The sequence below is a fragment of the Ramlibacter sp. P4_H7 genome (assembly GCF_056400765.1).
Genome location: NZ_JBFUKP010000007.1, coordinates 145,410 through 167,939, shown reverse-complemented (window position 1 = coordinate 167,939; position 22,530 = coordinate 145,410). Strand labels below are relative to the sequence as shown.

Below are 22,530 nucleotides of genomic sequence, written 5' to 3'. Positions count from 1 at the left end.
CGGGCGGATTATCGCGCCAGCGCCGAGCGCAGGTCCTCGCTGGCCCAGCAGGCGAAGCCCAGCAGCCCCGCCGCGGCCGCGATCGCCGCCAGCCACTGCAGGCCGAAGGAAGCGGGGATGCCCAAGAGCAGCACCAGCGCCTGCAGCAGCACCAGCCCGCCGCCGCCGGCGGCCAGCGCGCGCCAGGGAAGCCAACGGCGCAAGTCCGGACCGAGCGCATACAGCAGCACCAGCGCAATCGCGGCCCACAGGCAATCGAGCCAGACCATCAGCACGGCGCCCTGCCTGGGCGCGGCGAGCAACAGCACCAGCAGCGCGCCGCCATGCGCCAGGACGGCAACGCGCAGTCGCTGCTGCGCCGCCAGTGCGGCGAGCGCGATGGCGACCAGCGCCTGCGGCAGCAGGCTCCAGCCACCAATGCGCCCCCACTGCGCGACATCCGCAAGCGCGCCCTGCTGCATGCGGCCCCAGCCGAACAGGAGCTGGGCCACCGCCGGCGCCGCCAGCAGCAAGCCAGCGGTGCAGGCACAGGCCAGGGTCCACGCCAATGCGAAACCGCGGCGCATGGGCGCGGCGGCGTCCTGCGGCGTCGCGGCTCCGCGCAAGGCCTGGGAGATCGGCCCCAGGGCCAGCGTGCCCACCAGCTGGATCGCCAGCACCAGGGGCAGCTCCACCAGCTTCCAGGCGTAGTTGAAGGTCGCGAGCGCGCCGGGCGCTTCGTGCGAAGCCAGCGAGCGGGCAGCAAACGGCAGGGCCAGGGGCAATCCGGCCGCCGCCGCGGCCCAGAGCCAGACGGAGGCAGCCGGCAAGGCGGCTTCGTCCGCCGGCGTGCCGGCCCCGCGGAAGGGACGCTTGCGCCAGTGCAGCCAGGCCAGGCGCGCCAGCATCGCGAGCACCAGGCCCACGCCGAGCACGGTGACATCGGCGGCAGGCGCGCGGAAGGCCTTGGCCGCGACCCATAGTGCCCCGATCAGGAACACATTGACCACGAGATTGGCGGCGTACATGCCGACGAAGTCCCGCTCGTGCTGCAGGCGCGTGACCCACAGTGCGGCCAGCAGCGCCAGCGGCACCGCCACCGCACTCCAGGCGAGTCCCAGCCCAGCGGGGCCCCGCAGGTCCGCCGGCAGGCCGGCGGCCAGCCAGCTGGCGATGGGATGGCGCGCCAGCAGCATCAGCGCCGCCAGCAGGACACCGCCCGCGAGCAGCAGGCGCGCCACGCGCCGCTCGCTCGCCGCGATGCGCGCGGACTCCTCGTGCGCCCACGCGGGCAGCAGCACGTAGGCGAGCGCGCCGGCCGCGAGCACGCCGGTGAGCCAGTCGGGCAAGGTGAGCATCAGGACCGCCAGGTCGCCCATGCCGCTGGCCCCGAAGGCCGCGGCCTGCGCGGATTCGCGCACCAGTCCCAGAACGCGGCTGGCGAGGAGCAATGCAAGGGACAGGACGCCGGCCCGGAGAAACATAGCCGGGCATTATCGGTGGCGCACGGCCGGGCTCCGCGCCGAAACCTACAATGGAGGGTTACGTCCCCTGCTGTGCACTCCGCCCCCGGCCCCATGTCCCAAGACCAGACCACCCCACCCACCGACGAGAACCAGCTGATCGCAGAACGCCGCGAGAAACTCAAGGCCCTGCGCGAAGCCCATCGCAACGGCGGGGCTCCGGCCTTTCCCAACGACTTCAAGCCGGGGAACCACGCGGAACAACTGCACCAGCACCATGGCGGCAAGAGCGCCGAGGAACTGGAGGCCGCGGGCGCGACCGCCAGCATCGCCGGCCGCATGATGCTCAAGCGGGTCATGGGCAAGGCGAGCTTCATCACCGTGCAGGACCAGACCAGCCGCATCCAGGTCTACGTGACCCGCGATGCGGTGGGCGAAGAGGTCTATGCGGCCTTCAAGCACTGGGACCTGGGCGACATCGTCGGCGCCGAAGGCCGGATGTTCAAGACGCGCACCGGCGAACTGTCGCTGCACGCCACCTCCATCCGCCTGCTCACCAAGAGCCTGCGGCCGATGCCGGACAAGTTCCACGGCGTCGCGGACCAGGAAGTGAAGTACCGCCAGCGCTACGTGGACCTGATGATGGACGAGGAGGCCCGCAAGCGCTTCGTCGCGCGCAGCAAGGCGATGTCCGGCATCCGCGAGTTCATGGTGGACCACGCCTTCCTGGAGGTGGAGACGCCCATGCTCCACCCCATCCCCGGCGGCGCCAACGCCAAGCCCTTCATCACGCACCACAATGCGCTGGACCAGGAGATGTACCTGCGCATCGCGCCGGAGCTGTATCTCAAGCGCCTGCTGGTGGGCGGCTTCGAGCGCGTGTTCGAGATCAACCGCAACTTCCGCAACGAAGGCATCTCGGTCCGGCACAACCCGGAATTCACGATGATGGAGTTCTACGCGGCGTACTGGAACTACCAGGACCTGATGGACTTCACCGAGGCGCTGCTGCGCGATGCGGCGCAAAAGGCCGTGGGCACGCTGCAGCTCACGTACGGCGGCAAGGAAGTGGACCTGGCGAAGCCGTTCGAACGGCTCACCATCCCCGAGGCGATCGTGCGCCACACCGACGCGGGCGACAACGTCGCCAACCGCGACTGGCTGGTCAACCAGCTCAGGAAGCTGGGCATGAGCGAGGAAAAGGAACGGCTGTCCGCCCGCTCGCTCGCCTCGCTGCAGGTGCTGTTCTTCGAGGAGAAGGTGGAGGAGAAGCTGTGGCACCCCACCTTCATCATGGAGCACCCGACGGAGATCTCGCCGCTGGCGCGCGCCAACGACCAGCGCCCCGAGGTGACCGAGCGCTTCGAGCTGTACATCACCGGCCGCGAGATGGCCAACGGCTTCTCGGAGCTGAACGACGCCGAGGACCAGGCCGCGCGCTTCCAGGCGCAGGTGAGCGCCAAGGATGCGGGCGACGACGAAGCCATGTTTTATGACCACGACTTCGTGCGCTCGCTCGAGTACGGCATGCCGCCCGCGGGCGGCTGCGGCATCGGCATCGACCGCCTGATGATGCTGCTGACGGACAGCCCCAGCATCCGCGACGTGATCCTGTTCCCCGCCCTGCGCCGCGAAGGCTGACCCTTCCCCCAAAGAAAAAGCCATCGGGCTCGCGCCCGATGGCTTTTTTCATTTGGAGCGCAGTGGCTTAGCGCGAGCGGCCGCCGAAGCCCCGGTCCCGCTGCTGCTGGCCGCCGAAGCCGCCGCCTTCGCGACGCGGGCCGCCGAAACCGCCTTCACGGCGCTCGCCTTGCGCGCCCTCGCGGCGGTCGTTGATGGCACGTCCCTCGTGGCCGCCGAAGGTCTTGGCGCCGAAGCCGGAGTGCTTGCCGTAACCGTTGCCGTTGGCCGGACGACGGTCACCCGGGCGGCCCGGCTTGCCGCCGAAGCCCGTACGGGCCGGCGGCGGCGCGAAGCGCTGCTTGGGCTCCAGGCCGGGAATCGTCTCGGCGTTGAAGCGCTGCTTGCTGTAGTGCTCGATGTCGCCGATCTTGCGGCGGTCGCGGAACTCGGCGAAGGTGATGGCCAGGCCGTCACGGCCCGCGCGGCCGGTGCGGCCGATGCGGTGCGTGTAGTCCTCGCTCTTCATCGGCAGGCCGAAGTTGAACACGTGCGTGATCGTCGGCACGTCGATGCCGCGGGCGGCGACGTCGGTGGCCACCAGGATCTGCACCTGGCCGCGGCGCAGCGCCATCAGGCGGCGGTTGCGCAGGCCCTGGGACAGGGCGCCATGCAGCGCCACGGCGCTGAAGCCGACCTGCTGGAGTTCCTCGGCCAGGCCGTCGCATTCGATCTGCGTGCTGGCGAACACGATCGCCTGGTCGATGCTGTTGTCACGCAGCCAGTGGTCCAGCAGCTGGCGCTTGTGCTGGGGGTTGTCCGCCCAGAACAGCTTCTGCTCGATGTTGGCGTGCTTTTCCTGGGGCGAGTCCACCTGGATGTGCTGCGGGCTGCGCATCACGCGCGCGGCCAGCTGCTGCACGCGACCAGCGAAGGTGGCGCTGAACATCATGGTCTGGTGCCGGTTGGCGGTGAGCTGGTGCACTTCCGCCAGGTCCTCGGCGAAGCCCAGGTCCAGCATGCGGTCGGCCTCGTCCACCACCAGGAACTGCACCTGGTCCAGCTTGATCTGGCCGGAACGCTGCAGGTCCAGCAGGCGGCCGGGGGTGGCCACCACCAGGTCGGCGTTCTGCAGGCGGGCGATCTGCATCTGGTAAGGCATGCCGCCCACCACGTTGGCGATGCGCAGGCCGCGGGTGTGCTTGACCAGGTCGATGGCGTCGCTGGCCACCTGCTGCGCGAGTTCGCGCGTGGGGCACAGCACCAGGGCGCCGGGCACGGCGGCCTTGAAATGGCGCGGGTTCAGCGGGTTCTTGCGGGCGCGCTTGGGGGCGGCTTCGCCGCGGGCGACGGCGTCGTCATACGCCTTCTGTTCGGCGGCGGCCTGGTCCGCCTGCTGGCGGATCAGCGTGTTGAGCACCGGCAGCAGGAAGGCCGCGGTCTTGCCGCTGCCCGTCTGGCTGGAGACCATCAGGTCGTTGAAGGCCGCACCGCCGGCGTCCTGCGCCATGGCACGGCCGATGGCCTGCTGCTGCACCGGCATGGGTTGGGTGAAGCCCAGTTCGGCCACGGCGGCCAGCAGTTCGGGGGCGAGGCCCAGCGCGGCAAAGCCGTTGGCCACGGGGGTGGCTTCCGCCACGGGGGTTTCTTGAATGTTTTCGGTCATGAAAAGTCCACGCGACGCAACCCAGGGCGGGTGCGCCGTCATCGAAATGGTTTGGAAACATCAACCATTCCAACGACAAACAGGACTTGCGGCCTGCGGCCCAAATTGCTTCCGTGACGGAGGCGGGCCAGTGCGAGAAGGCGGATGCGCGATCAAGCTGCCTGAAAGCAGCAAGCCTGCGATTATGACAGGTTTCGGGTTTTCCCGCACCTGCCCGATTCAGGCGAGCTTCAGGAAGTGCTCGCGGTAGTGCACGAGCTCGTCGATGGATTCGTGCACGTCGGCCAGCGCCGTGTGCAGCTGGCGCTTCTTGAAGGAGGTGTAGACCTCCGGCCTCCAGCGCCGCGCGAGTTCCTTCAGCGTGCTGACGTCGAGGTTGCGGTAGTGGAACCAGCCTTCCAGCGCCGGCATGTACTTCACGAGGAAGCGGCGGTCCTGGCCGATCGTGTTGCCGCACATGGGGCTGCCCAGCTTGGGCACGTACTGGCTGACGAAAGCCAGCACCTGCCGCTCCGCCTCCGCTTCGCTGAGGGTGGACGCGCGGACCTTGTCGGTCAGGCCGCTCTTGCCATGGGTGCCCTTGTTCCACGCATCCATCAGGTCCAGCTGGGCGTCGGACTGGTGGATCGCGAGCGCCGGGCCTTCGATGCGCGGTTCGAGGTTGGGACCGGTCACCACGACCGCGATCTCGATGATCCGGTCGCGCTCCGGGTCCAGTCCCGTCATTTCACAGTCGAGCCAGACGAGGTTCTGGTCGCTCTTGGCCAACGGGATGGTCTCGGAAGCGGGGGTCTCTGCCATCCAGCGATTGTCGCTGATGGCCTAACATTGCAGGAATGGATCCCTCCTCCGCCCTCACCCTGGCGTTCGCCGCCTTCCTGGTCGCGAGCCTCACGGTGAAATTCTGGCTCGCGAGCCGGCAGGTGCGCTACGTCGCCAGGCACCGCGATGCCGTGCCGCAACCCTTCGACGGCGTGATCTCCCTCGCCGGCCACAAGAAAGCAGCCGACTACACCGTCGCCAAGGGACGCCTGGGCATCCTGGAGGAAGCGTTCGGGGGCGCCGTGCTGCTCGGATGGACGCTGCTCGGCGGGCTCGATGCGCTGAACCAGGCCCTGGTGCGTGGGCTGGGGACGGGCATGATCCAGCAGCTGGCCCTGCTGGCGTCGGTGTTCGCCATCGGCGCCGTGCTGGATCTTCCCTTCAGCCTGTACCAGACCTTCGTGGTGGAGCAGCGCTTCGGGTTCAACAAGATGACCTGGAAGCTGTGGCTCAGCGACTTGGCCAAGTCGGCGCTGCTGGGCGTCGCACTCGGCCTGCCCCTGGCCTGGGTGATCCTGTGGCTGATGCATGCTGCAGGCGCGCAGTGGTGGATCTGGGCCTGGGGCGTGACCAGCGTGTTCCTGCTGTTCGTGCAGTTCATCTTTCCCCTGTACATCGCGCCGCTGTTCAACAAGTTCGAGCCGCTGCAGGACGAGACGCTGAAGGAACGCATCAGCCGCCTGATGCAGCGCTGCGGCTTCGTCGCCAAGGGCTTCTTCATCATGGACGGCAGCAAGCGAAGCGCCCATGCCAATGCCTACTTCACCGGCTTCGGCGCGAGCAAGCGCGTCGTCTTCTACGACACGCTGATTGCGCGCCTGTCGCCCGACGAAGTCGATGCGGTGCTGGCGCACGAACTGGGTCACTTCCGCCTCAAGCACATCGCCAAGCGCATCGCGGCGACCTATGTCCTGAGCTTCCTGGCTTTCGCGCTGCTGGGCTGGCTGTCCACGCGGGTCTGGTTCTTCACGGGCCTGGGCGTGCGGCCCAACATGGAAGGACCGAACGACGCCCTGGCGCTGCTGCTGTTCATGCTGGCGCTGCCGGTGTTCACCTTCTTCGTGTCGCCGGTGATGGCGCAGTTCTCCCGCAAGCACGAGTTCGAAGCCGATGCCTTCGCCGCGACCCAGACCAGCGGCGAACACCTGGGTTCCGCGCTGCTCAAGCTGTACGAGGACAACGCATCGACGTTGACGCCCGACCCGGTGTTCGTGAAGTTCTACTACTCGCACCCGCCCGCCTCGGAACGGCTGGCGCGCTTGCATCTGGCAGGTGCCGCGGCATGAGCTCGATGCTGAAGAAACGGGACTGGTCCGGGCTGCAGCGCCGTGCCCTGACGCCCACCGAGATCGTCCGGCGGCTGGCGGACCTTCCGGGGTGGAAACTCAGCGGCGACGGCGACCAGGTGGCGATCGAGCGGACGTACACCTTCGCCGACTACCACGAGACGATCGCCTTCGTGAACGCGCTGGCGTTCGTCGCCCACGCGCTGGACCACCATCCCGACCTCTCGGTGCACTACGACCGCTGCGTGGTGCGTTTCAGCACGCACGCGCTGCACGGGATCTCCGAAACCGACTTCGAGTGCGCGGCGCGAGCCGACGCCCTGCTCGCATGAAGGACGTGCCGCTTGGCTGACGGCGAGGGCACGCACCCCGGCCTCGTGGTGGCCAGCCACGGACGCCATTGCCTGGTGGAGACGCCGCAAGGCACGCGCATCCGGTGCCACGCCAAGGGCAAGAAGAACGAAACCGTGGTCGGCGACCAGGTGCTGTGGCGTCACAGCGGCGACGAGGGCGTGATCGCGGGCGTGCAGCCGCGCCGCAACCTCTTCTACCGGCAGGACGAGATCCGCACCAAGTCCTTCGCGGCCAACCTGGACCAGGTGCTGGTGCTGATCGCCGCCGAGCCCGAGTTCTCGGAACTGCAGCTCGCGCGCGCGCTGATCGCCGCCGAGGCCGAACGCATCGCGCCCCTGATCGCGCTGAACAAGAGCGACCTGGTGGAACCCTTCGAACGCGCATGGGCGCGGCTGCTGCCGTACCAGCACGTGGGCTACGGGGTGCTGCCGCTGTCGCTGCGCCAGTCGGGAGAGGTCGACCGCGCCCACCTGCTGCAGCACCTGCAGGGCAAGACGACCCTGGTGCTGGGCCCTTCCGGGGCCGGCAAGAGCACGCTCATCAACTTGCTGGCGCCGCAGGCCCAGGCCCTGACCGGCGAGATCTCTCAGGCGCTCAATTCCGGCAAGCACACGACCACCGCCACCACGCTCTACTGGGTGGATGCAGAGCGCAAGACCGCGATCATCGATTCGCCGGGCTTCCAGGAATTCGGGCTGCACCACATCGCCAAGGCGCAGCTCGCCGGACTCATGCCCGACCTGAATCCGCATGTCGCCGAGTGCAAGTTCTACAACTGCACGCACATGCACGAACCCGGCTGCGGCGTCATCGCGGCGGTCAACGACTCGCCCGGCGCACCTGCGGGACGGATCGAACCCAACCGTTACCGCATCTACCGCACCCTGTTCGAAGAACTTTCGCTGCCGCGCTACTGAAGCTCTTGTGACGCGTGCCGCCGCCCGCATGTTCGCGGGAGGAGGCACCCGAACCCACCATGAGCCAGCTGCACGTCGTCTGCCCGCATTGCCACACCACCAACCGCGTCCAGTCCTCGGACCTCGGCCAGTCGCCGGACTGCGGCAACTGCCACAACGCACTGTTCACGGGCCATCCCGTGAACCTCACCGCCGCGGAATTCGAGCGCCACATCGCCCGCAGCCAGCTGCCCGTGCTGGTGGATTTCTGGGCCCCGTGGTGCGGCCCGTGCCGCATGATGGCGCCGGCGTTCGAGCAGGCCGCCCAGCAGCTCGAACCGCGCGTGCAGCTGGTGAAGCTCAACACCGACGATGCCGCGGGCGTGGGTGCGCGCCTGAACATCCGCAGCATCCCCACGCTGGCCCTCTTCATCGGTGGCCGCGAAGTCGCAAGGCAGGCAGGTGCCATGGCGGCGGGGGACATCGTGCGCTGGACGCAGGCGCAGCTCAGTCGCGCCGCGACGGCGGCCTGAGGTAGCCGGCCAGGAGTCGGCGCGGACCCGTTTCCCTGCCGCGCAGAGTCCTAACCGAGCAGCCGCGCCAGCGTCAGCAGCGCGAGCAGCACCATCCACAGCACGACCGAGCGCCACACCAGGCCCACGATGCTGCGCAGGTGCGCGATCTCCGCTTCGCGCCCCGGCGTGCTGGCCGTGTCGGCCATGGGCTCCGCGGGTCCCGTCGCGTGGAAGCCGGCCGGGCCGCTCGCGGCGAAGGCGGGCTCCAGCGCTTCGCCCCCGAGCCGCACGTTGACGGCCCCCGAGGTGGCGGCCAGGATCACGCCGTCGTTGTCGTTGGGGAATCGCTGCGCGTAGTTGCGCCAGCAGTCGATGGCTTCCTCGAAGCTGCCCACGACCGCGAACGCGATCGCCGTCATGCGCGCCGGCAGCCAGTCCACTGCCGTCCACGCGCGCGCGGCCGCGGACTGCAGAGCCTCGCTGGCGGGCTGCACCTGCATGCGGCTGCGATGGCGCCAGTAGCGGCCGACGAATTCGGCCATGCGGTACAGCACCGCGCCGGCCGGGCCGAGCCCGAAGGCGGCGAGGATGGAGAACCAGGCCAGCACGCCGAACACGTGCCGGTGCGCGGCAAGCACCGAGTACTCGATCACGTGGCGCACGATCTCGCTGCGCGGCAGCTCGCTCGCATCGACCCGCTGCCACTGGGCCAGCAGCAGGCGCGCCTTGCGCTCGTCGCCGCTCTCCAGCGCATCGCGGATGTCGGTGAAGTGGTGGCTGAACTGGCGGAAGCCGAGCGTGATGTACAGCACCAGCACGCTCCAGACCATGGCGGCCGGCCAGCCCACGAAGTACAGCAGCAGCCAGTGCACCGCCAGCGCGGCAAGCGACGGTGCCAGCACCGCCAGCATCCAGCAGGTCCAGCCGTGCTGCGGCTTGCCCGCGTCGAAATTGCGGCTGACCCAGCGCGCCCAGACACGCAGGCCGGTGTGGATGGAGTTGTGCGCGCCCAGCGGACGCACCTGCTCGATCAGCAGGGCGAACAGGATCGCGAAGAAACTCATGGGCGGTGATGATAGCCGCGCCCGCGGCCTGGGCCGTCAGGCCGCCAGGAAGCGGTAGAAGTTGCGCAGCATCGCCGCCGTGGCGCCCCAGATGAAGCGCTCCTTGCCGCCGTCGGCATAGGGCATGGAGAACCATTCGCGCCGGACGCCGCCCAGCTCGATCGCGTGGCGGCGGTGGTGCGACGGGTCCATCAGGAAGTCCAGCGGCACCTCGAACGCGTCGTCCACCTCGTGCGCGTTCAGGGCGAGCCGGTAGTCCGGGTGCACCAGTGCGATCACCGGCGTGATGACGAACATGGTGCCGGTCCTGTAGGTCGGCATGTCGCCGATCACCTCGGCCAGCGAACGTTCCAGGCCGATCTCCTCGTGCGCCTCGCGCAGCGCCGTGTCGGCCGCATCGGCGTCGGTGTCGTCGCGCTTGCCGCCCGGGAAGGCCACCTGGCCGGAATGCGTGCTCAGGTGCGTGGTGCGCTGCGTCAGCAGCACGCTCGGGCGTTCACGCATGACGATCGGCACCAGCACGGCCGCCTCCGCCGTCTTGCGGTCGGTGAAGCGCGGCTCGGCCCAGATCTCCGGCTCCCAGGTCGGCGGTTCGGCGAAGCGTCGCCGCAACGCGTGGGGCGTCAGCCGTTCGCGATCCACCAGCGGCAGGTGCGCGTCGATGCCAATCACCGGCACTTCGCGCGGGTCGAAGTTCGGGATCTTCGACAGCGGCGTGTCGGGCGGAATGCTGGCGGAGGGGTCGATGGGCATGGCTGGAAAGCAAAACCGCCGCGAGCACGAGGCCGGCGGCGGCTGGGTCGCGAGCGCGAGCAGCTTACTGCGCGGCGGCCTTCTGGGTGTGGGCCAGCTTTTCCTTGATGCGGGCCGACTTGCCGGAACGCTCGCGCAGGTAGTACAGCTTGGCGCGGCGAACGTCGCCGCGGCGCTTGACTTCGATGTTCGCGATCAGCGGGCTGTAGGTCTGGAAGGTCCGCTCGACGCCTTCGCCGCTGGAGATCTTGCGCACGGTGAACGCGCTGTTCAGGCCGCGGTTGCGCTTGGCGATCACCACGCCTTCGTAGGCCTGCGCGCGCTTGCGGCTGCCTTCGACGACGTTCACGGAGACGATCACGGTGTCGCCGGGGGCGAAATCGGGGATCTTCTTGCCCAGGCGGGCGATTTCCTCTTGTTCGAGGGTCTGGATCAGGTTCATGGCGGTCTCGTTTCCGATCTTGCGCGCGCTACACGAAAGGTCCTGCTTCATACGCCTGCCGCAAGGGCGGGCGGAACTTCAAAGGTTCATGCCACCAAGGTGCGGTGGCCATGGCTTGGACGGCCGGGCAGAGGATCGGGAAGCCGCAGATTATAGCCCGGCGAGGAAGTCCTCGTCGGCTCGGGTCAGGCGCCCGTCCTGGCGGGCGGCGGCGATCAGGTCCGGGCGGTGGCGCGCGGTCAGGGCCAGCCGCTGCCGGCGTCGCCAGTCCGCGATGCGCGCATGGTGGCCGGACAGAAGTTCCTCGGGCACCTTGCGCCCCTCCCACTCCTCCGGCCGGGTGTAGTGCGGGCAGTCCAGCAGGCCGTCCAGCGCGGGATTGAAGCTGTCCTCCTGGTGGCTGCCGGCGTCGTTCAGCACGCCGGGCTGCAGGCGGGCCACCGCGTCCAGCAGCGCCATGGCCGCGATCTCCCCGCCGGACAGGACGAAGTCCCCCAGGCTGAGCTGCACGTCCACGTGGGCATCGATGAAGCGCTGGTCGACGCCCTCGTAGCGTCCGCACAGCAGGACGGCCCCGGCACTGGCCGACCAGCGCTCCACCTGCGGATGGTCCAGGCGCTCGCCGATCGGGGAAAACAGGACCACGGGGGCGGCGTCGGCCCGCTCGGCCTGGATGGCCGCAAGGCAGCGGGCGAGGGGCTCGGCCAGCATCACCATGCCGGGACCGCCGCCGAAGGGGCGGTCGTCGACCCGCCGGTAGTTGCCCTCGGCGAAATCGCGCAGGTTCCACAGCCGCACGTCCACCTGCCGCGTCTCGAATGCACGCCGGGTCACGCCCGCCGCCAGGAAAGGCGCGAACAGTTCCGGGAACAGGGTGATGACGTCGAAGCGCATGGCCTAGTAGTCGGCCTGCCAGTCGACCGTGATGCGCCGCGCCGGCAGGTCCACGCCATCGACGTAGGCGGAGACGAAGGGCAGCATGCGCTCCTGCGGCTTGCCGTCCTGTTCGTACGCCAGCACCAGCACGGTCTGCGGTCCCGTGGACAGCAGTTCCCGGACCTGACCGAGGTGCACCCCTTCGCGGTTGACCACGTCCAGGCCGATCAGGTCGATCCAGTAGTACTCGTCGTCCCCGGCGGTCGGGAAGGACGAGCGGGGAATGAAGATGCGGCAGCCCCGGAGCGCCTCGGCCGTCTCGCGGCCCTCGACGCCGTCGGCGCGGGCGACGATGGTGTCGGAGTGCTCCTTCGCTTCGCGCACGCGCAGCAGCACCGTGCCGCGAAAGGCCGGGGGGCCTTTCTCGGACGGCTGCAGGAACCAGCGTTTGGAAGAGAACAGCGCCTGGGGGTCGGCGCTGTGGGGAAGGACCTTGAACCAGCCCTTGATTCCCCACGCGTCGGCGATGCGCCCGACTTCGATGGCATCCGCGGGCAGTTCCGCGGGCTCGATGTCCGATGGCAGCGGCGCTGCCGGACGGCCGGGCGCGGCCATCGCGGAATCAGGCCTGCGCTGCGGCAGCCGGCGCGCCGGCGTCCTTCAGCAGGCGCTCCACGGTCGGGGACGCCTGGGCGCCCACGCCGCGCCAGTACGTCAGGCGGTCCTGGGCGATGCGCAGCTTCTCTTCGCCATCCTGGGCGACCGGGTTGTAGAAACCCAGGCGCTCGATGAAGCGGCCATCGCGGCGCACGCGCTTGTCGGCAACGACGATGTTGTAGAAAGGACGGTGCTTGGCACCGCCGCGGGAGAGTCGAATGACGACCATGATTTATCCTTCGGGTGGATGACGTGGGGCCTTCCCGGCTCCCACAAAGTTCTTCCGGCGTTGAGACACGCGACTTGGCCACCCGGCCAGCGACACGCCGAAAAGCCCACGATTATAACTTCTTCCGTCCTTATGCTCACCCTTCGCTCGAGCACCGATGCCGACATCCCGGCCATCACGGCCATCTACACCCACCACGTGACCCACGGCACGGGCACTTTCGAGACCACGCCGCCCACCGAGGCGGACATGGCCCAGCGGCGCATCGACGTGCTCGAAAAGGGCCTGCCCTACCTGGTGGCCGAGAACGACGGCCGCGTGCTGGGCTTCGCCTATTGCCAGTGGTTCAAGCCGCGCCCCGCCTACCGCTTCTCCGCGGAAGACTCGATCTACCTGGACCCCGAGGCGGCCGGCCAGCGCATGGGCAACAAGCTGCTGACCGAGCTGGCGAAGCAGGCGGAGGCGGCCGGTGTGCGCAAGCTGATCGCCGTGATCGGCGATTCGGACAACGTGCGTTCCATCGGCGTGCACCGCGCGGTCGGCTTCCGCCACGTGGGCACGATCGAATCCTGCGGCTGGAAGTTCAACCGCTGGCTGGACATCGTGCTGATGGAGAAGTCCCTGGGCGACGGCGACCGCACCGCGCCGGAACCGCTGGCCAAATGAAAAGCAAGACGCTGGCGGCCTGGCTGGCCTTCCTGGGCGGCCCGCTCGGGCTGCACCGTTTCTACCTGCGCGGCATGGGCGACCTGCTGGGCTGGCTGCTGCCGATCCCCACGGCGCTGGGCCTGTACGGCATCGAGCGCGTGCAGAAGTACGGCCAGGACGACACCCTCAGCTGGCTGCTGGTGCCCCTGCTGGGCTTCACCGTCGCCGCCTGTTGCCTCACCGCGATCGTGTACGGGCTGATGTCGCCCGAGCAGTGGAATGCCCGCTTCAACCCGTCCGCCGCGGCCGATGCCCCCTCCGGCTTCACGCGCTGGGCCACGATCTTCGCCGTGGCGCTGTCGCTGATGGTGGGCGCCGGGGTTCTGATGGCAAGCATCGCCTTCAGCTTCCAGCGCTACTTCGAATACCAGGTGGAGGAAGGCCGGCGCATCAGCGAGTGATGCGCCGGGTGCAGGCTGGTCAGAACAGCTGCAGGCTCACCCAGTAGGCGATCGCCGCCACGAAGGCAGCCGCCGGGATCGTGAAGATCCAGGCCCACACGATGTTGCCGGCGACGCCCCAGCGCACCGCGCTCATGCGCTGGGTCGAGCCGACGCCGACGATGGCGCCCGTGATGGTGTGGGTCGTGGACACCGGGATGCCCAGCGCCGTCGCCAGGAACAGCGTCAGCGCGCCGCCGGTTTCGGCGCAGAAGCCGCCCACCGGCTTGAGCTTGGTGATCCGCTGGCCCATGGTCTTGACGATGCGCCAGCCGCCGAACAGCGTGCCCATGCCCATCGCCGTGTAGCAGCAGACGATCACCCAGGTAGGCGGCGCCGTCTCGCCGGCCCCGACGTAGCCGGTGGCGATCAGCAGCATCCAGATGATGCCGATGGTCTTCTGCGAATCGTTGCCGCCGTGGCCCAGGCTGTAGGCGCCGGCGGACACCAGTTGAAGCCGGCGGAACCACTTGTCCACCTTGGACGGCCGCGTCGAGCGGAACAGGTTCGCCACGATCACCATCATCAGCGAGCCCAGGATGAATCCCATGAGCGGCGAGACGAAGATGAAGATGACCGTCTTCCAGATACCCGCGGCGATCAGCGCGCCCGCGCCGGCCTTGGCGATCACGGCGCCGCAGATGCCGCCGATCAGCGCGTGCGAAGAACTGCTGGGGATGCCGTACCACCAGGTGATCACGTTCCAGGTGATCGCCCCGATCAGCGCCCCGAACACCACGTGCGTGTTGACGATCCCGGGCTCGACGATGCCCTTGCCCACGGTCGCCGCCACGCTCAGGTGGAAGACGAACACGGCCACCACGTTGAAGAAGGACGCGAAGGCCACCGCCTGCGTCGGCTTCAGCACGCCGGTGGACACCACGGTGGCGATGGAGTTGGCGGCGTCGTGGAAGCCGTTCATGAAGTCGAACAGCAGCGCGACGACCACCAGCAGGACCACGACCCACAGGGCCGCTTGCGTTGCGCTCATGGAGGGTGCCTCAGGAGTTCTCGAGGACGATGCCCTCGACGACGTTGGCCACGTCCTCGCACTTGTCGGTGATGGTCTCCAGCAGCTCGTAGATCGCCTTGAGCTTGATGACCTCGCGCACGTCCGGCTCTTCCCGGAACAGCTTGCTGAGGGCCGATCGCATCACGCGGTCGGCATCGGATTCGAGCTTGTCGATCTCCTCGCAGGTCTTCAGGGCGGCGACGGCGGTGTCGTGGTCCGACAGCTTGCTGAGGAAGCCCACCGCTTCCTGCACCCGCTCGCAGCAGCGCACGCTCAGGTCGGTCAGGCGCGAGATCTCCTCGGTCATGTGCCGCACGTCGTACAGCGCCATGGTCTCCGCCGAGTCCTGGATCAGGTCGGCGACGTCGTCCATGGTGTTGATCAGGGTGTGGATCTGCTCGCGGTCGATCGGCGTGATGAAGGTCGAGTGGATCAGCCGGTTCACCTCGTGCGTCACCTTGTCCGCGGAGCGCTCGGCGTGGTCGACCTCCCGGTTGTATTGCTCGCGCAGGTTCACGTCGTTGTAGTTGGCCACCAGCTTGGAGAACGCGTGGGCGCCTTCCACCATGCGCTCGGCATGCTGGTTGAACATTTCGAAGAAGTTGCCTTCTTTGGGGAGGAGTTTCTTGAAGAGCATGGAAGCTCCGGGGTGAGGATTGTTGTGCGAGCCGCGGCGAGTTTACCCGCCACCCCCGGTCAGGAATTGCGGAATATGAAATAGACGGCGCCGACCATGCACAGGCCCGCCCACAGATAGTCCAGCTTCAGGGGCACCTTCAGGTAGAACACCGTGAAGGGCACGAACACGGCCAGCGTGATGACTTCCTGCATGATCTTGAGCTGGCCGATGCTGAACCCGGCCTGCTGGAAGCCGATGCGGTTGCCCGGCACCTGCAGCAGGTACTCGGCCAGCGCGATGCCCCAGCTCACGAGCGCGGCCACGTACCAGGGCGCCGTTGCCAGGCTGCGCAGGTGGCCGTACCACGCGAAGGTCATGAACACGTTGGAGCCGATCAGCAGCAGCACGGTCTGCAGCGGCAGGGGAACAAGGGAAGCGATCGCGGTCATGCACCCATTATCGGAAGGACTGGTGTACCTGGACGAGCAGCTGGTGGTGCTGGACAAGCCCGCGGGCCTGCTCGCGGTGCCGGGGCGCGGCGAGGACAAGCAGGACTGCCTGTCGGCGCGCGCACAGGCGCTCTGGCCGGATGCGCTGGTGGTGCACCGCCTCGACATGGCGACCTCGGGCCTGTTCGTGATGGGACGCGGCCTGCACGTGCAGCGGCTCCTGAGCCGCGCCTTCGCGGAGCGCGGTGTGCAGAAACGGTACGAGGCGTTGGTTGCCGGCGACCTGGGCGTGGCCGGCACGCGCGGGGTGATCGACCTGCCGCTGGCCGCGGACTGGCCCAACCGGCCGCTGCAGAAGGTCGACCCCGACCAGGGCCGAGCGAGCACGACGCGCTGGGAGGTGCTGGCGCAGTTGCCCGGCGCCACCCGGTTGATGCTGGAACCGGTCACCGGCCGCACGCACCAGTTGCGCGTGCACCTGCAGGCGGTCGGCCATCCGATCCTGGGGGACGCGCTCTACGCGCCGGCCGAAGTGCAGGCGCGGGCACCGCGCCTGCTGCTGCACGCCACCTCCCTGCAGCTCGCGCATCCCGCGACCGGCGAGCCGCTCGCGTTCGTCAGCGCCGCGCCGTTCTAGCGGAACTCGCCGCGCGGCAATCGCCCCAGACAGGTTCACGCACCGGAGCTCCCCATGGCCCACTTCTCCCGCCGCAGCGCCGCAGCCGCGCTGGTTGCCCTGCCCTTTTGCTGGACCGGCGCGCGTGCCCAACCCGCAGCCGGCCGGCGCGCGACGCCCGCGCAAACAGAAGGGCCGTTCTACCCGGTGCGCATTCCCGAAGACTCCGACGCCGACCTGCTGCGCAATGGCAGGCTGAATTACGCGCGTGGCCAACCCGCCTGGGTCGAAGGCGTCGTCAGCGACCTGCAGGGCAAGCCCCTGGCCGGTGCCCAGGTGGAGATCTGGCAGTGCGACGAGCAGGGGCACTACCACCACCCCGGCGACGGCGACCGCGCCGACCCCAGCTTCCAGGGCTTCGGCCGCGTCACCGTCGGCAGCGATGGACGCTACCGCTTCCGCACGATCCGGCCCGTGCGCTACAGCGGCCGCACGGCGCACATCCACGTCAAGGTGAAACTGGATCGCCGCGAGCTGCTGACCACGCAGCTGTACGTGGAAGGCGACCCCGACAACGAACGCGACTTCCTCTGGCGCAACCTGGGTGCCGACCGGGCGCTGGTCACCGTGCCCTTCCGTCCCGGCAGCGACGGCCTGAAGGCCGACTTCCCCATCGTCGTCCAGGCCTGAGGCTAGGATGCGGGGATGACCAAGCGACCCCTCACCATCCTCACCGGCGCCTCCCGCGGCATGGGCCTGGCCATGGCGCAGCAACTGCTGGTCGCCGGCCACGACCTGCTGACGCTGTCGCGCAAGACGAACGACGCGCTCGCCGAACAGGCCACGCAGGCCGGCCGCCGCTGCGAGCAGTGGCCGCAGGACCTGGCGCGCGGCGAGGTGGCCGCGGCCATGCTGGAGACCTGGCTGCGCGGTCAGGACGAGGGCAGCATGGACTCGGTCACCCTGATCAACAACGCCGGGATGCTCCCGCGCATCGCGCCGATCGACGACATCCCGTCGGCGCAGCTCGCCGAAGCGATGCGGGTGGACCTGGAAGCACCCATGATGCTCACCTCGGCCTTCCTGCGCGCCACCGGCCACTGGCGGGTGCCGCGCAAGGTGCTCAACATCTCGTCCGGACTCGGGCGCCGGCCGATGGCGGCGCAGGCCGCCTATTGCGCGGCCAAGGCGGGCCTGGACCACTTCACGCGCTGCGTGGCGCTGGAGCAGGCGGCGCTGCCGAACGGCGCGCGCGTGTGCGCGCTGGCGCCGGGCGTGATCGACACCGACATGCAGGTGCAGCTGCGCGGGGCGGACGGCTCCCGCTTCCCGGAGCGCGCGACCTTCGAGGGGCTCAAGCAGAAGGGCCACCTCACCTCGCCGGGCGACGCCGCGGCGCGCGTGCTCGCCTACCTGCAGCGCACCGACTTCGGCGACAACGCCGTCGCCGACGTGCGCGACTGAGGACTCACTCGCCCTGGAAGGCGCCGGCGCGCGCGGTCAGCACCAGCGTGTCGCGGTGCCCGGGGCCGGCCACCGGCTGGATCGGCGTGGTTTCGTGGACCACGCGCGCATCGTCCAGCAGCAGCAGGCTCCAGGGTTGCGCCAGCGTGAAGCGCTGGCCGGCCGGCCCATCGGCCTGGAACACGCGGGTCTCCCCGCCCTTGACCCCGTCGCGCGCGACGAGGAACACCGCCACCAGGTCGACGCCGTCACGGTGCGCGCCTTCCGGCGTCGGACGACCGATGCCCCCCTCGGTGTCGATGCGGAACTGGTGCGCCTCGATGAACCAGGGCTGCGCGCCCCGCAGTTCCGTGGCGGTGCGGGCCAGGGCACGGAGCAGCCCGCTCCAGGCCGGCTGCGCCACCACCTGCGGCTCCACCGGTTCGAACCAGCGCTGCATGCCGCCATGCAGCGCGTTGTATTCGAGCGGCTGCCAGTGCGCGCGGTGCGGTGCCTGCACGATCCGGTCGCCGTCCACGATGAAACACGCGTGGCGCCGGCGGCGGTAGCGTCCCCCGTCCTTCAGGTAGTCGTCCGGCGGCAGCGCGTCCCAGGACGGCCGCAGCGCCTGCAGGTCGCGCGGGGTACAGCCCGCCAGCGCGCACACCGCCTGCGCATCCAGCACCGCATAGCCCTGCCCGCGCAGCAAGCCGGGCAGCTGGTCGGGTGGGGCGTAGGCAGGCTGCAGCAGCATGGGGCGAGCTTACCTCCCGCCGAAAAGCCCCGCGCGAGGTTCACTGACCTGCGTCAAGGCCGGCCGCGGCGGCGCCTCCTAAGCTGGCCGGACACAGGAGATCCGCATGACCGCCCTGCCCTGGACCGAAGGCCTCGAACTGGGCCTGTCCTTCATGGACACCACGCACAAGGAGTTCATCGACCTGCTCGCGCGCGCGGAAGCCGCCGGCGACGACGCCCTGCCCGCGGTGTGGGAAGAACTGGTGGCGCACACGGCCGACCATTTCGGGCGTGAGGACGAATGGATGCTGGCCACGGGCTTCGCGCTGGGCAACTGCCACACCAGCCACCATAAGGTGGTGCTGCAGGTGCTGCGGGACGGGCTGGCCAAGGCGGCCTCGGGCGACCTTGCTCCCGCGCGCCAGATGATCCGGGAGCTGGCCGTGTGGTTCCCCCAGCATGCGCAGACGATGGACGCGGCGTTGGCGTTGCATTTGCAGGGGCTGGGCTACGACCCGGCCACCGGCCAGGTGGCCGACTCCGCCGCCTTGCCGGCCGAAGCCATCACCGGCTGCGGCGGAAGCGCCTGCGCCTGAGCGCGCTCAGGGCGTGACCTGCACGCCTTTCCAGAAGGCCACGCGGTCCTTGATCATCTGCGCCTCCGGCTTGGGATCCGCGTAGTACCAGACCGCTTCCGGGTTGAGCTCGCCGTTCACCAGCAGCGAGTAATAGCTCGCCTCGCCCTTCCAGGGGCAGCTCGTGTGGTGGTTGCTGAAGGTGACGTACTCACGCTTCAGGGCGCTCGCCGGGAAGTAGTGGTTGCCCTCCACCACGACGGTGTCATCGCTCTGCGCCAGCACCACGCCGTTCCACGTCGCCTTCATGCCTCGTCTCCGTCAGGGGCGTGCAGCCAGTGCACGCTGAACAGCCGCTCCGCATCGGTCCACACCGGCCCCGGCCGGAAGCCGGCGCGCTGCGCCAGCGCGCGCAGGCCGTCGACCGTGAACTTGTACGAATTCTCCGTGTGGATGCTCTCGCCTTCCTGCAGCGTGAAGCGTTCGCCGCACAGCGTGATCGACTGCCGCACGCGGCTGATCAGGTGCATCTCGATGCGCTGCAGCGGCGCGTTGTAGAAGGCGTAGTGCGCGAACTGCGCCGGCACGAAGTTCGCCCCCAGCTCGCGGTTGGCGCGCACCAGCAGGTTCAGGTTGAAGGCGGCCGTCACGCCTTGCGCGTCGTTGTATGCCGCGTGCAGCAGCCCGGGATCCTTCACCAGGTCCGCCCCCAGCAGCAGTGCGCCGCCGCGCAGCAGCCTGGCCGCGCCCCGCAGGAATTCCACCGCTTCGTCGGGCGTGAAGTTGCCCAGCGTCGAGCCCGGGAAGAAGCCGATGCGGCGGCCGCCTCCCGCGGGCGGCGGCAATTGCACTGGCTTCGTGTAGTCGGCCACCACCGGCTGCACGTCGAGTCCGGCGAACTCGGCGCGCAGCATGGCCGCCGCATCGCGAAGGTGGTCGCCCGAGATGTCGATCGGCAGGTAGCGCGCGGGCGCGTCGAAGGCGCCCAGCAGCAGCCGCACCTTGCGCAGCGAACCGGCGCCGAACTCCACGATCTCGGCGCGCGGACCGGCCAGCGCCGCCATCTCGCCGACGCTGCGCTCCAGGATGCGCAGCTCGGTGCGGGTGGGGTAGTACTCCGGCAGCTCGCAGATGCGATCGAACAGCGCCGAGCCCTCGGCGTCGTAGAAGTACTTGGGCGAGATCGCGTGCGGCGTGCTGGCCAGGGCCGCCAGCAGGTCACGTCCGAAGTCGCTCAGCATGCACCATCCTTTGCGAGCCGCAGCCCGCTGAATTGCCAGCGCGCGGCCGGCGGGAAGAAGTTGCGGTAGCTGCGCCGCGCGTGTCCGGGCGGTGTCGCCCGGCTGCCGCCGCGCAGCACCATCTGCCCGACCATGAATTTGCCGTTGTACTCGGCGACGGTGCCGTTCCAGGCATGGAAGCCCGGGTACGGTTCATAGGAAGACCGCGTCCATTGCCACACTTCGTCCGTGAGTTGCTGCATGCCCGGCAGCTCGAAGGCGGCGTCCCACTCGGCCTCGGTGGGCAGGCGCGCGCCGGCCCAGGCGGCGAACGCGGCGGCCTCGTAGAAACTGAGCTGGCTCACCGGAAGGTCGGGGTCGAAGGGGCGCACGCCCGTCAGGCCGAACAGCTGCCATTGCGACGACGGCGCCCGCGGGTCGCCCGGCGCCAGCCAGTACGGCGGCGCCTGCCACTGCTGCGACTGCACCAGCGCCCAGCCGTCCGAGAGCCACAGCGACGCGGTGCGGTAGCCGCCGTCCGCCACGAAGTCCGCGTAGTCGCCGCAGCTCACCAGCCGGTCGGCGATGCGATAGGGCTGCAGCCAGGTGGTGTGCCGCGGCATCTCGTTGTCGAAGGCGAAGCCCTCGCCGGCGTGGCCGATGCGCACGGGTCCCGCCGGGCCCGCGATCCAGTTCACCGGCGGCGTGCTGGCTGCGAGCCGCAGCGCAGGCGCTTCCACCGGTTCGCAAGCCGGCAGCAGCGGATTGCACGACAGTGCATGCAGGATGTCCGTGAGGATCAGTTCCTGGTGCTGCTCCTCGTGCTGCAGCCCGAGTTCCAGCAGGGGCCGCGCGGCCGCCCAGGCCTCGTCGTCCGCCGTCCCGATCAGGTGCTCCACGCCGGCTTCCACGTGGGCGCGGTAGCGGTGCACGGAAGCAAGCAGCGGCCGCGTGAGCAGGCCACGCTGCGGACGCGGGTGGCGCGGGCCAAGGGACTCGTAGTAGGAATTGAAGAGCTCGTTCCAGCGGGGCTCGAACGGCTCGTAGCCGGGGGCGTGCGGACCGAGCACGACGGCCTCGAAGAACCAGCTGGTGTGGGCGAGGTGCCATTTGGTCGGACTGGCATCCGGCATCGACTGCACGCACTGGTCCTCGGCCGACAGCGACGCCGTGAGGGCAAGCGTGCGTGCGCGCACCGCCGCAAAGCGCTCGGCCAGGGCGGTGCGGCTTGCGCCAGGCTCGACCGCCAGGTCGGCGGCGGGCATCGGATTCATGCGTTCACGCTCCTGCGAAGCAACGCACCTTCTGCGGTCGCGCTGCGGGCGAGGGTGGGAACCCCCTGCAAAAACATTACAGCACAGGGTCGCTCGCCGCGGGGGTCGTGGGGACGCCGCTCAGTCACGCGCGCCCAGCGCCCACTGCGGACCACGCAATTGCCGCCACTGTCCCCAGCGGCTCGGGCTGTCGTCGACCCGCACGAACAGCACCGACTGGTCGCACGCGGACCAGCGTGCGCAATGCTGCTTCCACTTGCGGACCTGGCCCGGGGGGACATAGAGGTACACCGGCTTCGCGTCCGCGGGCACCACCGCCCCGCTGCCGATCACGGCTTGCCGGTAGATCACGGGCGGCGGCTCGCCCTTGGCCACGATGCGCCCGTAGATGCCAGGGCGCAGGGACCCGCCCTGGGTGACATTGCGCCATTCGCGGTCCTGCGCCGCCGCGGCGGTAGCGGCCAGGGCGGCAGCGGCGAACAGCCCGGCCGGGACGCGCGCGTTCACAGGCTGTTCCCTGCGCCCATGCCGCAGGTGCGGCAAGCACTGGCCGGCAGGCGGTCGATGGCCGGTTCGGGGGGCGCCTTGACCACCCTCACCGGTGCGTCCGCCACGGGACGCGCATGCGCCGCCCCCTGCCATCGCATGCGCAGCGAATGTTCGGCGGCACCGAGGGCGGCCAGGCAGACGACCGTCACGGCGAAGGCGGACACCCGCCGGTACAACACCGGGCTCTTGTTCATGAGGAGCTCCCAAGACTTACGGTCGTGTTGTACCGAGCCCTTCTCGAACCGCCGTGTCGGCATGCAGGCCGTAC

Annotated in this window: 29 protein-coding genes; 11 read left to right on the top strand and 18 right to left on the bottom strand. The window is 69.3% G+C overall.

All coding sequences use genetic code 11. The features are described 5' to 3' along the window. Positions 1-8 precede the first annotated feature (8 nt). Positions 9-1,463 carry a lipid II flippase MurJ gene (locus tag AC1DSA_RS12380; RefSeq protein WP_477889498.1) on the bottom strand — a complete coding sequence of 485 codons (1,455 nt, stop codon included), beginning with the start codon at positions 1,461-1,463 and terminating at the stop codon, positions 9-11. Between the two features lie 93 nt (positions 1,464-1,556). Between AC1DSA_RS12380 and lysS the strand changes: the two genes are divergently transcribed. Continuing rightward, positions 1,557-3,083: a lysine--tRNA ligase gene (lysS, locus tag AC1DSA_RS12375; RefSeq protein ID WP_477889496.1), complete on the top strand. Its 1,527-nt coding sequence runs from the start codon at positions 1,557-1,559 to the stop codon at positions 3,081-3,083. 67 nt (positions 3,084-3,150) lie between these two features. Here the strand turns inward: lysS and AC1DSA_RS12370 are convergent, their stop codons facing one another. After that, positions 3,151-4,728: a DEAD/DEAH box helicase gene (locus AC1DSA_RS12370; RefSeq protein ID WP_477889494.1), complete on the bottom strand. Its 1,578-nt coding sequence runs from the start codon at positions 4,726-4,728 to the stop codon at positions 3,151-3,153. Positions 4,729-4,947: 219 nt separating this feature from the next. Further along, positions 4,948-5,529 carry an oligoribonuclease gene (gene orn / locus AC1DSA_RS12365; protein ID WP_477889492.1) on the bottom strand — a complete coding sequence of 194 codons (582 nt, stop codon included), beginning with the start codon at positions 5,527-5,529 and terminating at the stop codon, positions 4,948-4,950. 35 nt (positions 5,530-5,564) lie between these two features. Here orn and AC1DSA_RS12360 point away from each other — a divergent pair, with 35 nt between their 5' ends. Genes AC1DSA_RS12360 through trxC form a run of 4 tightly spaced genes read left to right on the top strand, consistent with a single transcriptional unit; the run spans position 5,565 to position 8,619 of the window. Continuing rightward, positions 5,565-6,836 carry a M48 family metallopeptidase gene (locus tag AC1DSA_RS12360; protein WP_477889490.1) on the top strand — a complete coding sequence of 424 codons (1,272 nt, stop codon included), beginning with the start codon at positions 5,565-5,567 and terminating at the stop codon, positions 6,834-6,836. After that, entirely contained in the window at positions 6,833-7,168 is a 336-nt protein-coding gene (locus AC1DSA_RS12355) for a 4a-hydroxytetrahydrobiopterin dehydratase (RefSeq protein WP_477889488.1), read from the top strand. The genes AC1DSA_RS12360 and AC1DSA_RS12355 overlap by 4 nt, the downstream gene beginning before the upstream one ends. A gap of 12 nt (positions 7,169-7,180) precedes the next feature. Beyond that, positions 7,181-8,107 carry a ribosome small subunit-dependent GTPase A gene (gene rsgA, locus AC1DSA_RS12350; protein ID WP_477889486.1) on the top strand — a complete coding sequence of 309 codons (927 nt, stop codon included), beginning with the start codon at positions 7,181-7,183 and terminating at the stop codon, positions 8,105-8,107. Between the two features lie 59 nt (positions 8,108-8,166). After that, positions 8,167-8,619 (top strand): thioredoxin TrxC, encoded by a 453-nt coding sequence (gene trxC / locus AC1DSA_RS12345; RefSeq protein ID WP_477889484.1) that lies wholly within the window; start codon positions 8,167-8,169, stop codon positions 8,617-8,619. Positions 8,620-8,669: 50 nt separating this feature from the next. Here the strand turns inward: trxC and AC1DSA_RS12340 are convergent, their stop codons facing one another. The 6 genes from AC1DSA_RS12340 to rpsP form a co-directional block, all read right to left on the bottom strand. After that, on the bottom strand, positions 8,670-9,665 hold the full coding sequence (locus AC1DSA_RS12340; protein ID WP_477889482.1) for a CobD/CbiB family protein: 996 nt from the start codon (positions 9,663-9,665) through the stop codon (positions 8,670-8,672). 36 nt (positions 9,666-9,701) lie between these two features. Continuing rightward, positions 9,702-10,418, bottom strand: coding sequence for a CoA pyrophosphatase (locus tag AC1DSA_RS12335; protein ID WP_477889480.1), 717 nt, complete (start codon positions 10,416-10,418; stop codon positions 9,702-9,704). A 64-nt stretch (positions 10,419-10,482) separates the two neighbouring features. Further along, positions 10,483-10,860: a 50S ribosomal protein L19 gene (rplS, locus tag AC1DSA_RS12330; protein ID WP_477889478.1), complete on the bottom strand. Its 378-nt coding sequence runs from the start codon at positions 10,858-10,860 to the stop codon at positions 10,483-10,485. Positions 10,861-11,010: 150 nt separating this feature from the next. Then, positions 11,011-11,754: a tRNA (guanosine(37)-N1)-methyltransferase TrmD gene (trmD, locus tag AC1DSA_RS12325; RefSeq protein ID WP_477889476.1), complete on the bottom strand. Its 744-nt coding sequence runs from the start codon at positions 11,752-11,754 to the stop codon at positions 11,011-11,013. A gap of 3 nt (positions 11,755-11,757) precedes the next feature. Next, positions 11,758-12,351, bottom strand: a complete 594-nt coding sequence (rimM, locus tag AC1DSA_RS12320) for a ribosome maturation factor RimM (protein WP_477889474.1) — start codon at positions 12,349-12,351, stop codon at positions 11,758-11,760. Positions 12,352-12,358: 7 nt separating this feature from the next. Next, positions 12,359-12,622: a 30S ribosomal protein S16 gene (gene rpsP / locus AC1DSA_RS12315; protein WP_477889472.1), complete on the bottom strand. Its 264-nt coding sequence runs from the start codon at positions 12,620-12,622 to the stop codon at positions 12,359-12,361. A 132-nt stretch (positions 12,623-12,754) separates the two neighbouring features. Here rpsP and AC1DSA_RS12310 point away from each other — a divergent pair, with 132 nt between their 5' ends. Further along, on the top strand, positions 12,755-13,288 hold the full coding sequence (locus AC1DSA_RS12310) for an N-acetyltransferase family protein (RefSeq protein ID WP_477889470.1): 534 nt from the start codon (positions 12,755-12,757) through the stop codon (positions 13,286-13,288). Further along, positions 13,285-13,731, top strand: a complete 447-nt coding sequence (locus AC1DSA_RS12305; protein WP_477889468.1) for a TM2 domain-containing protein — start codon at positions 13,285-13,287, stop codon at positions 13,729-13,731. The genes AC1DSA_RS12310 and AC1DSA_RS12305 overlap by 4 nt, the downstream gene beginning before the upstream one ends. Positions 13,732-13,750: 19 nt before the next feature. On the opposite strand, the gene AC1DSA_RS12300 is transcribed toward AC1DSA_RS12305, so the two are convergent. From AC1DSA_RS12300 to AC1DSA_RS12290, 3 genes are read right to left on the bottom strand one after another with little or no spacing between them, the layout of a single operon-like run. Beyond that, positions 13,751-14,761 carry an inorganic phosphate transporter gene (locus AC1DSA_RS12300; protein WP_477889466.1) on the bottom strand — a complete coding sequence of 337 codons (1,011 nt, stop codon included), beginning with the start codon at positions 14,759-14,761 and terminating at the stop codon, positions 13,751-13,753. Between the two features lie 10 nt (positions 14,762-14,771). Further along, positions 14,772-15,419: a DUF47 domain-containing protein gene (locus tag AC1DSA_RS12295; protein ID WP_477889464.1), complete on the bottom strand. Its 648-nt coding sequence runs from the start codon at positions 15,417-15,419 to the stop codon at positions 14,772-14,774. Positions 15,420-15,478: 59 nt separating this feature from the next. After that, positions 15,479-15,850, bottom strand: a complete 372-nt coding sequence (locus tag AC1DSA_RS12290; RefSeq protein WP_477889462.1) for a DMT family protein — start codon at positions 15,848-15,850, stop codon at positions 15,479-15,481. Here AC1DSA_RS12290 and AC1DSA_RS12285 point away from each other — a divergent pair. Genes AC1DSA_RS12285 through AC1DSA_RS12275 form a run of 3 tightly spaced genes read left to right on the top strand, consistent with a single transcriptional unit; the run spans position 15,849 to position 17,930 of the window. Continuing rightward, positions 15,849-16,487 (top strand): RluA family pseudouridine synthase, encoded by a 639-nt coding sequence (locus tag AC1DSA_RS12285; protein ID WP_477889460.1) that lies wholly within the window; start codon positions 15,849-15,851, stop codon positions 16,485-16,487. The two genes, AC1DSA_RS12290 and AC1DSA_RS12285, sit on opposite strands and share 2 nt — an antisense overlap. A 54-nt stretch (positions 16,488-16,541) precedes the next feature. Further along, on the top strand, positions 16,542-17,156 hold the full coding sequence (locus AC1DSA_RS12280) for a dioxygenase family protein (protein WP_477889459.1): 615 nt from the start codon (positions 16,542-16,544) through the stop codon (positions 17,154-17,156). Between the two features lie 15 nt (positions 17,157-17,171). Further along, positions 17,172-17,930 (top strand): SDR family NAD(P)-dependent oxidoreductase, encoded by a 759-nt coding sequence (locus AC1DSA_RS12275; protein WP_477889457.1) that lies wholly within the window; start codon positions 17,172-17,174, stop codon positions 17,928-17,930. A 4-nt stretch (positions 17,931-17,934) separates the two neighbouring features. On the opposite strand, the gene AC1DSA_RS12270 is transcribed toward AC1DSA_RS12275, so the two are convergent. Continuing rightward, positions 17,935-18,663: a 2OG-Fe dioxygenase family protein gene (locus AC1DSA_RS12270; RefSeq protein ID WP_477889455.1), complete on the bottom strand. Its 729-nt coding sequence runs from the start codon at positions 18,661-18,663 to the stop codon at positions 17,935-17,937. Positions 18,664-18,769: 106 nt separating this feature from the next. On the opposite strand from AC1DSA_RS12270, the gene AC1DSA_RS12265 reads away from it, so the two are divergent. Then, on the top strand, positions 18,770-19,240 hold the full coding sequence (locus AC1DSA_RS12265; RefSeq protein ID WP_477889453.1) for a bacteriohemerythrin: 471 nt from the start codon (positions 18,770-18,772) through the stop codon (positions 19,238-19,240). 6 nt (positions 19,241-19,246) lie between these two features. Here the strand turns inward: AC1DSA_RS12265 and AC1DSA_RS12260 are convergent, their stop codons facing one another. The 5 genes from AC1DSA_RS12260 to AC1DSA_RS12240 form a co-directional block, all read right to left on the bottom strand. Beyond that, positions 19,247-19,528: a DUF427 domain-containing protein gene (locus AC1DSA_RS12260; RefSeq protein ID WP_477889451.1), complete on the bottom strand. Its 282-nt coding sequence runs from the start codon at positions 19,526-19,528 to the stop codon at positions 19,247-19,249. Continuing rightward, positions 19,525-20,460, bottom strand: a complete 936-nt coding sequence (egtD, locus tag AC1DSA_RS12255) for an L-histidine N(alpha)-methyltransferase (protein WP_477889449.1) — start codon at positions 20,458-20,460, stop codon at positions 19,525-19,527. The genes AC1DSA_RS12260 and egtD overlap by 4 nt, the downstream gene beginning before the upstream one ends. Continuing rightward, on the bottom strand, positions 20,454-21,704 hold the full coding sequence (egtB, locus tag AC1DSA_RS12250; RefSeq protein ID WP_477889581.1) for an ergothioneine biosynthesis protein EgtB: 1,251 nt from the start codon (positions 21,702-21,704) through the stop codon (positions 20,454-20,456). The genes egtD and egtB overlap by 7 nt, the downstream gene beginning before the upstream one ends. A 129-nt stretch (positions 21,705-21,833) precedes the next feature. Further along, positions 21,834-22,220: a hypothetical protein gene (locus tag AC1DSA_RS12245; protein ID WP_477889447.1), complete on the bottom strand. Its 387-nt coding sequence runs from the start codon at positions 22,218-22,220 to the stop codon at positions 21,834-21,836. Next, positions 22,217-22,456 carry a hypothetical protein gene (locus AC1DSA_RS12240; RefSeq protein WP_477889445.1) on the bottom strand — a complete coding sequence of 80 codons (240 nt, stop codon included), beginning with the start codon at positions 22,454-22,456 and terminating at the stop codon, positions 22,217-22,219. Before AC1DSA_RS12240 ends, AC1DSA_RS12245 begins: the two co-directional genes overlap by 4 nt. Positions 22,457-22,530 lie beyond the last annotated feature (74 nt).

What these genes read in the sequence shown, in the direction of transcription:
- AC1DSA_RS12285 (WP_477889460.1), top strand. Translation starts at nt 15,849, where the DNA reads ATGCACCCATTATCGGAAGGACTGGTGTACCTGGACGAGCAGCTGGTG.
- AC1DSA_RS12290 (WP_477889462.1), bottom strand. Translation starts at nt 15,850, where the DNA reads ATGACCGCGATCGCTTCCCTTGTTCCCCTGCCGCTGCAGACCGTGCTG.
- AC1DSA_RS12355 (WP_477889488.1), top strand. Translation starts at nt 6,833, where the DNA reads ATGAGCTCGATGCTGAAGAAACGGGACTGGTCCGGGCTGCAGCGCCGT.
- AC1DSA_RS12305 (WP_477889468.1), top strand. Translation starts at nt 13,285, where the DNA reads ATGAAAAGCAAGACGCTGGCGGCCTGGCTGGCCTTCCTGGGCGGCCCG.
- AC1DSA_RS12340 (WP_477889482.1), bottom strand. Translation starts at nt 9,665, where the DNA reads ATGAGTTTCTTCGCGATCCTGTTCGCCCTGCTGATCGAGCAGGTGCGT.
- egtD (WP_477889449.1), bottom strand. Translation starts at nt 20,460, where the DNA reads ATGCTGAGCGACTTCGGACGTGACCTGCTGGCGGCCCTGGCCAGCACG.
- lysS (WP_477889496.1), top strand. Translation starts at nt 1,557, where the DNA reads ATGTCCCAAGACCAGACCACCCCACCCACCGACGAGAACCAGCTGATC.
- egtB (WP_477889581.1), bottom strand. Translation starts at nt 21,704, where the DNA reads ATGCCCGCCGCCGACCTGGCGGTCGAGCCTGGCGCAAGCCGCACCGCC.
- AC1DSA_RS12295 (WP_477889464.1), bottom strand. Translation starts at nt 15,419, where the DNA reads ATGCTCTTCAAGAAACTCCTCCCCAAAGAAGGCAACTTCTTCGAAATG.
- AC1DSA_RS12335 (WP_477889480.1), bottom strand. Translation starts at nt 10,418, where the DNA reads ATGCCCATCGACCCCTCCGCCAGCATTCCGCCCGACACGCCGCTGTCG.
- AC1DSA_RS12380 (WP_477889498.1), bottom strand. Translation starts at nt 1,463, where the DNA reads ATGTTTCTCCGGGCCGGCGTCCTGTCCCTTGCATTGCTCCTCGCCAGC.
- rpsP (WP_477889472.1), bottom strand. Translation starts at nt 12,622, where the DNA reads ATGGTCGTCATTCGACTCTCCCGCGGCGGTGCCAAGCACCGTCCTTTC.
- AC1DSA_RS12310 (WP_477889470.1), top strand. Translation starts at nt 12,755, where the DNA reads ATGCTCACCCTTCGCTCGAGCACCGATGCCGACATCCCGGCCATCACG.
- rplS (WP_477889478.1), bottom strand. Translation starts at nt 10,860, where the DNA reads ATGAACCTGATCCAGACCCTCGAACAAGAGGAAATCGCCCGCCTGGGC.
- rimM (WP_477889474.1), bottom strand. Translation starts at nt 12,351, where the DNA reads ATGGCCGCGCCCGGCCGTCCGGCAGCGCCGCTGCCATCGGACATCGAG.
- AC1DSA_RS12260 (WP_477889451.1), bottom strand. Translation starts at nt 19,528, where the DNA reads ATGAAGGCGACGTGGAACGGCGTGGTGCTGGCGCAGAGCGATGACACC.
- orn (WP_477889492.1), bottom strand. Translation starts at nt 5,529, where the DNA reads ATGGCAGAGACCCCCGCTTCCGAGACCATCCCGTTGGCCAAGAGCGAC.
- AC1DSA_RS12270 (WP_477889455.1), bottom strand. Translation starts at nt 18,663, where the DNA reads ATGCTGCTGCAGCCTGCCTACGCCCCACCCGACCAGCTGCCCGGCTTG.
- trmD (WP_477889476.1), bottom strand. Translation starts at nt 11,754, where the DNA reads ATGCGCTTCGACGTCATCACCCTGTTCCCGGAACTGTTCGCGCCTTTC.
- AC1DSA_RS12360 (WP_477889490.1), top strand. Translation starts at nt 5,565, where the DNA reads ATGGATCCCTCCTCCGCCCTCACCCTGGCGTTCGCCGCCTTCCTGGTC.
- AC1DSA_RS12240 (WP_477889445.1), bottom strand. Translation starts at nt 22,456, where the DNA reads ATGAACAAGAGCCCGGTGTTGTACCGGCGGGTGTCCGCCTTCGCCGTG.
- AC1DSA_RS12265 (WP_477889453.1), top strand. Translation starts at nt 18,770, where the DNA reads ATGACCGCCCTGCCCTGGACCGAAGGCCTCGAACTGGGCCTGTCCTTC.
- AC1DSA_RS12300 (WP_477889466.1), bottom strand. Translation starts at nt 14,761, where the DNA reads ATGAGCGCAACGCAAGCGGCCCTGTGGGTCGTGGTCCTGCTGGTGGTC.
- trxC (WP_477889484.1), top strand. Translation starts at nt 8,167, where the DNA reads ATGAGCCAGCTGCACGTCGTCTGCCCGCATTGCCACACCACCAACCGC.
- AC1DSA_RS12280 (WP_477889459.1), top strand. Translation starts at nt 16,542, where the DNA reads ATGGCCCACTTCTCCCGCCGCAGCGCCGCAGCCGCGCTGGTTGCCCTG.
- AC1DSA_RS12370 (WP_477889494.1), bottom strand. Translation starts at nt 4,728, where the DNA reads ATGACCGAAAACATTCAAGAAACCCCCGTGGCGGAAGCCACCCCCGTG.
- AC1DSA_RS12275 (WP_477889457.1), top strand. Translation starts at nt 17,172, where the DNA reads ATGACCAAGCGACCCCTCACCATCCTCACCGGCGCCTCCCGCGGCATG.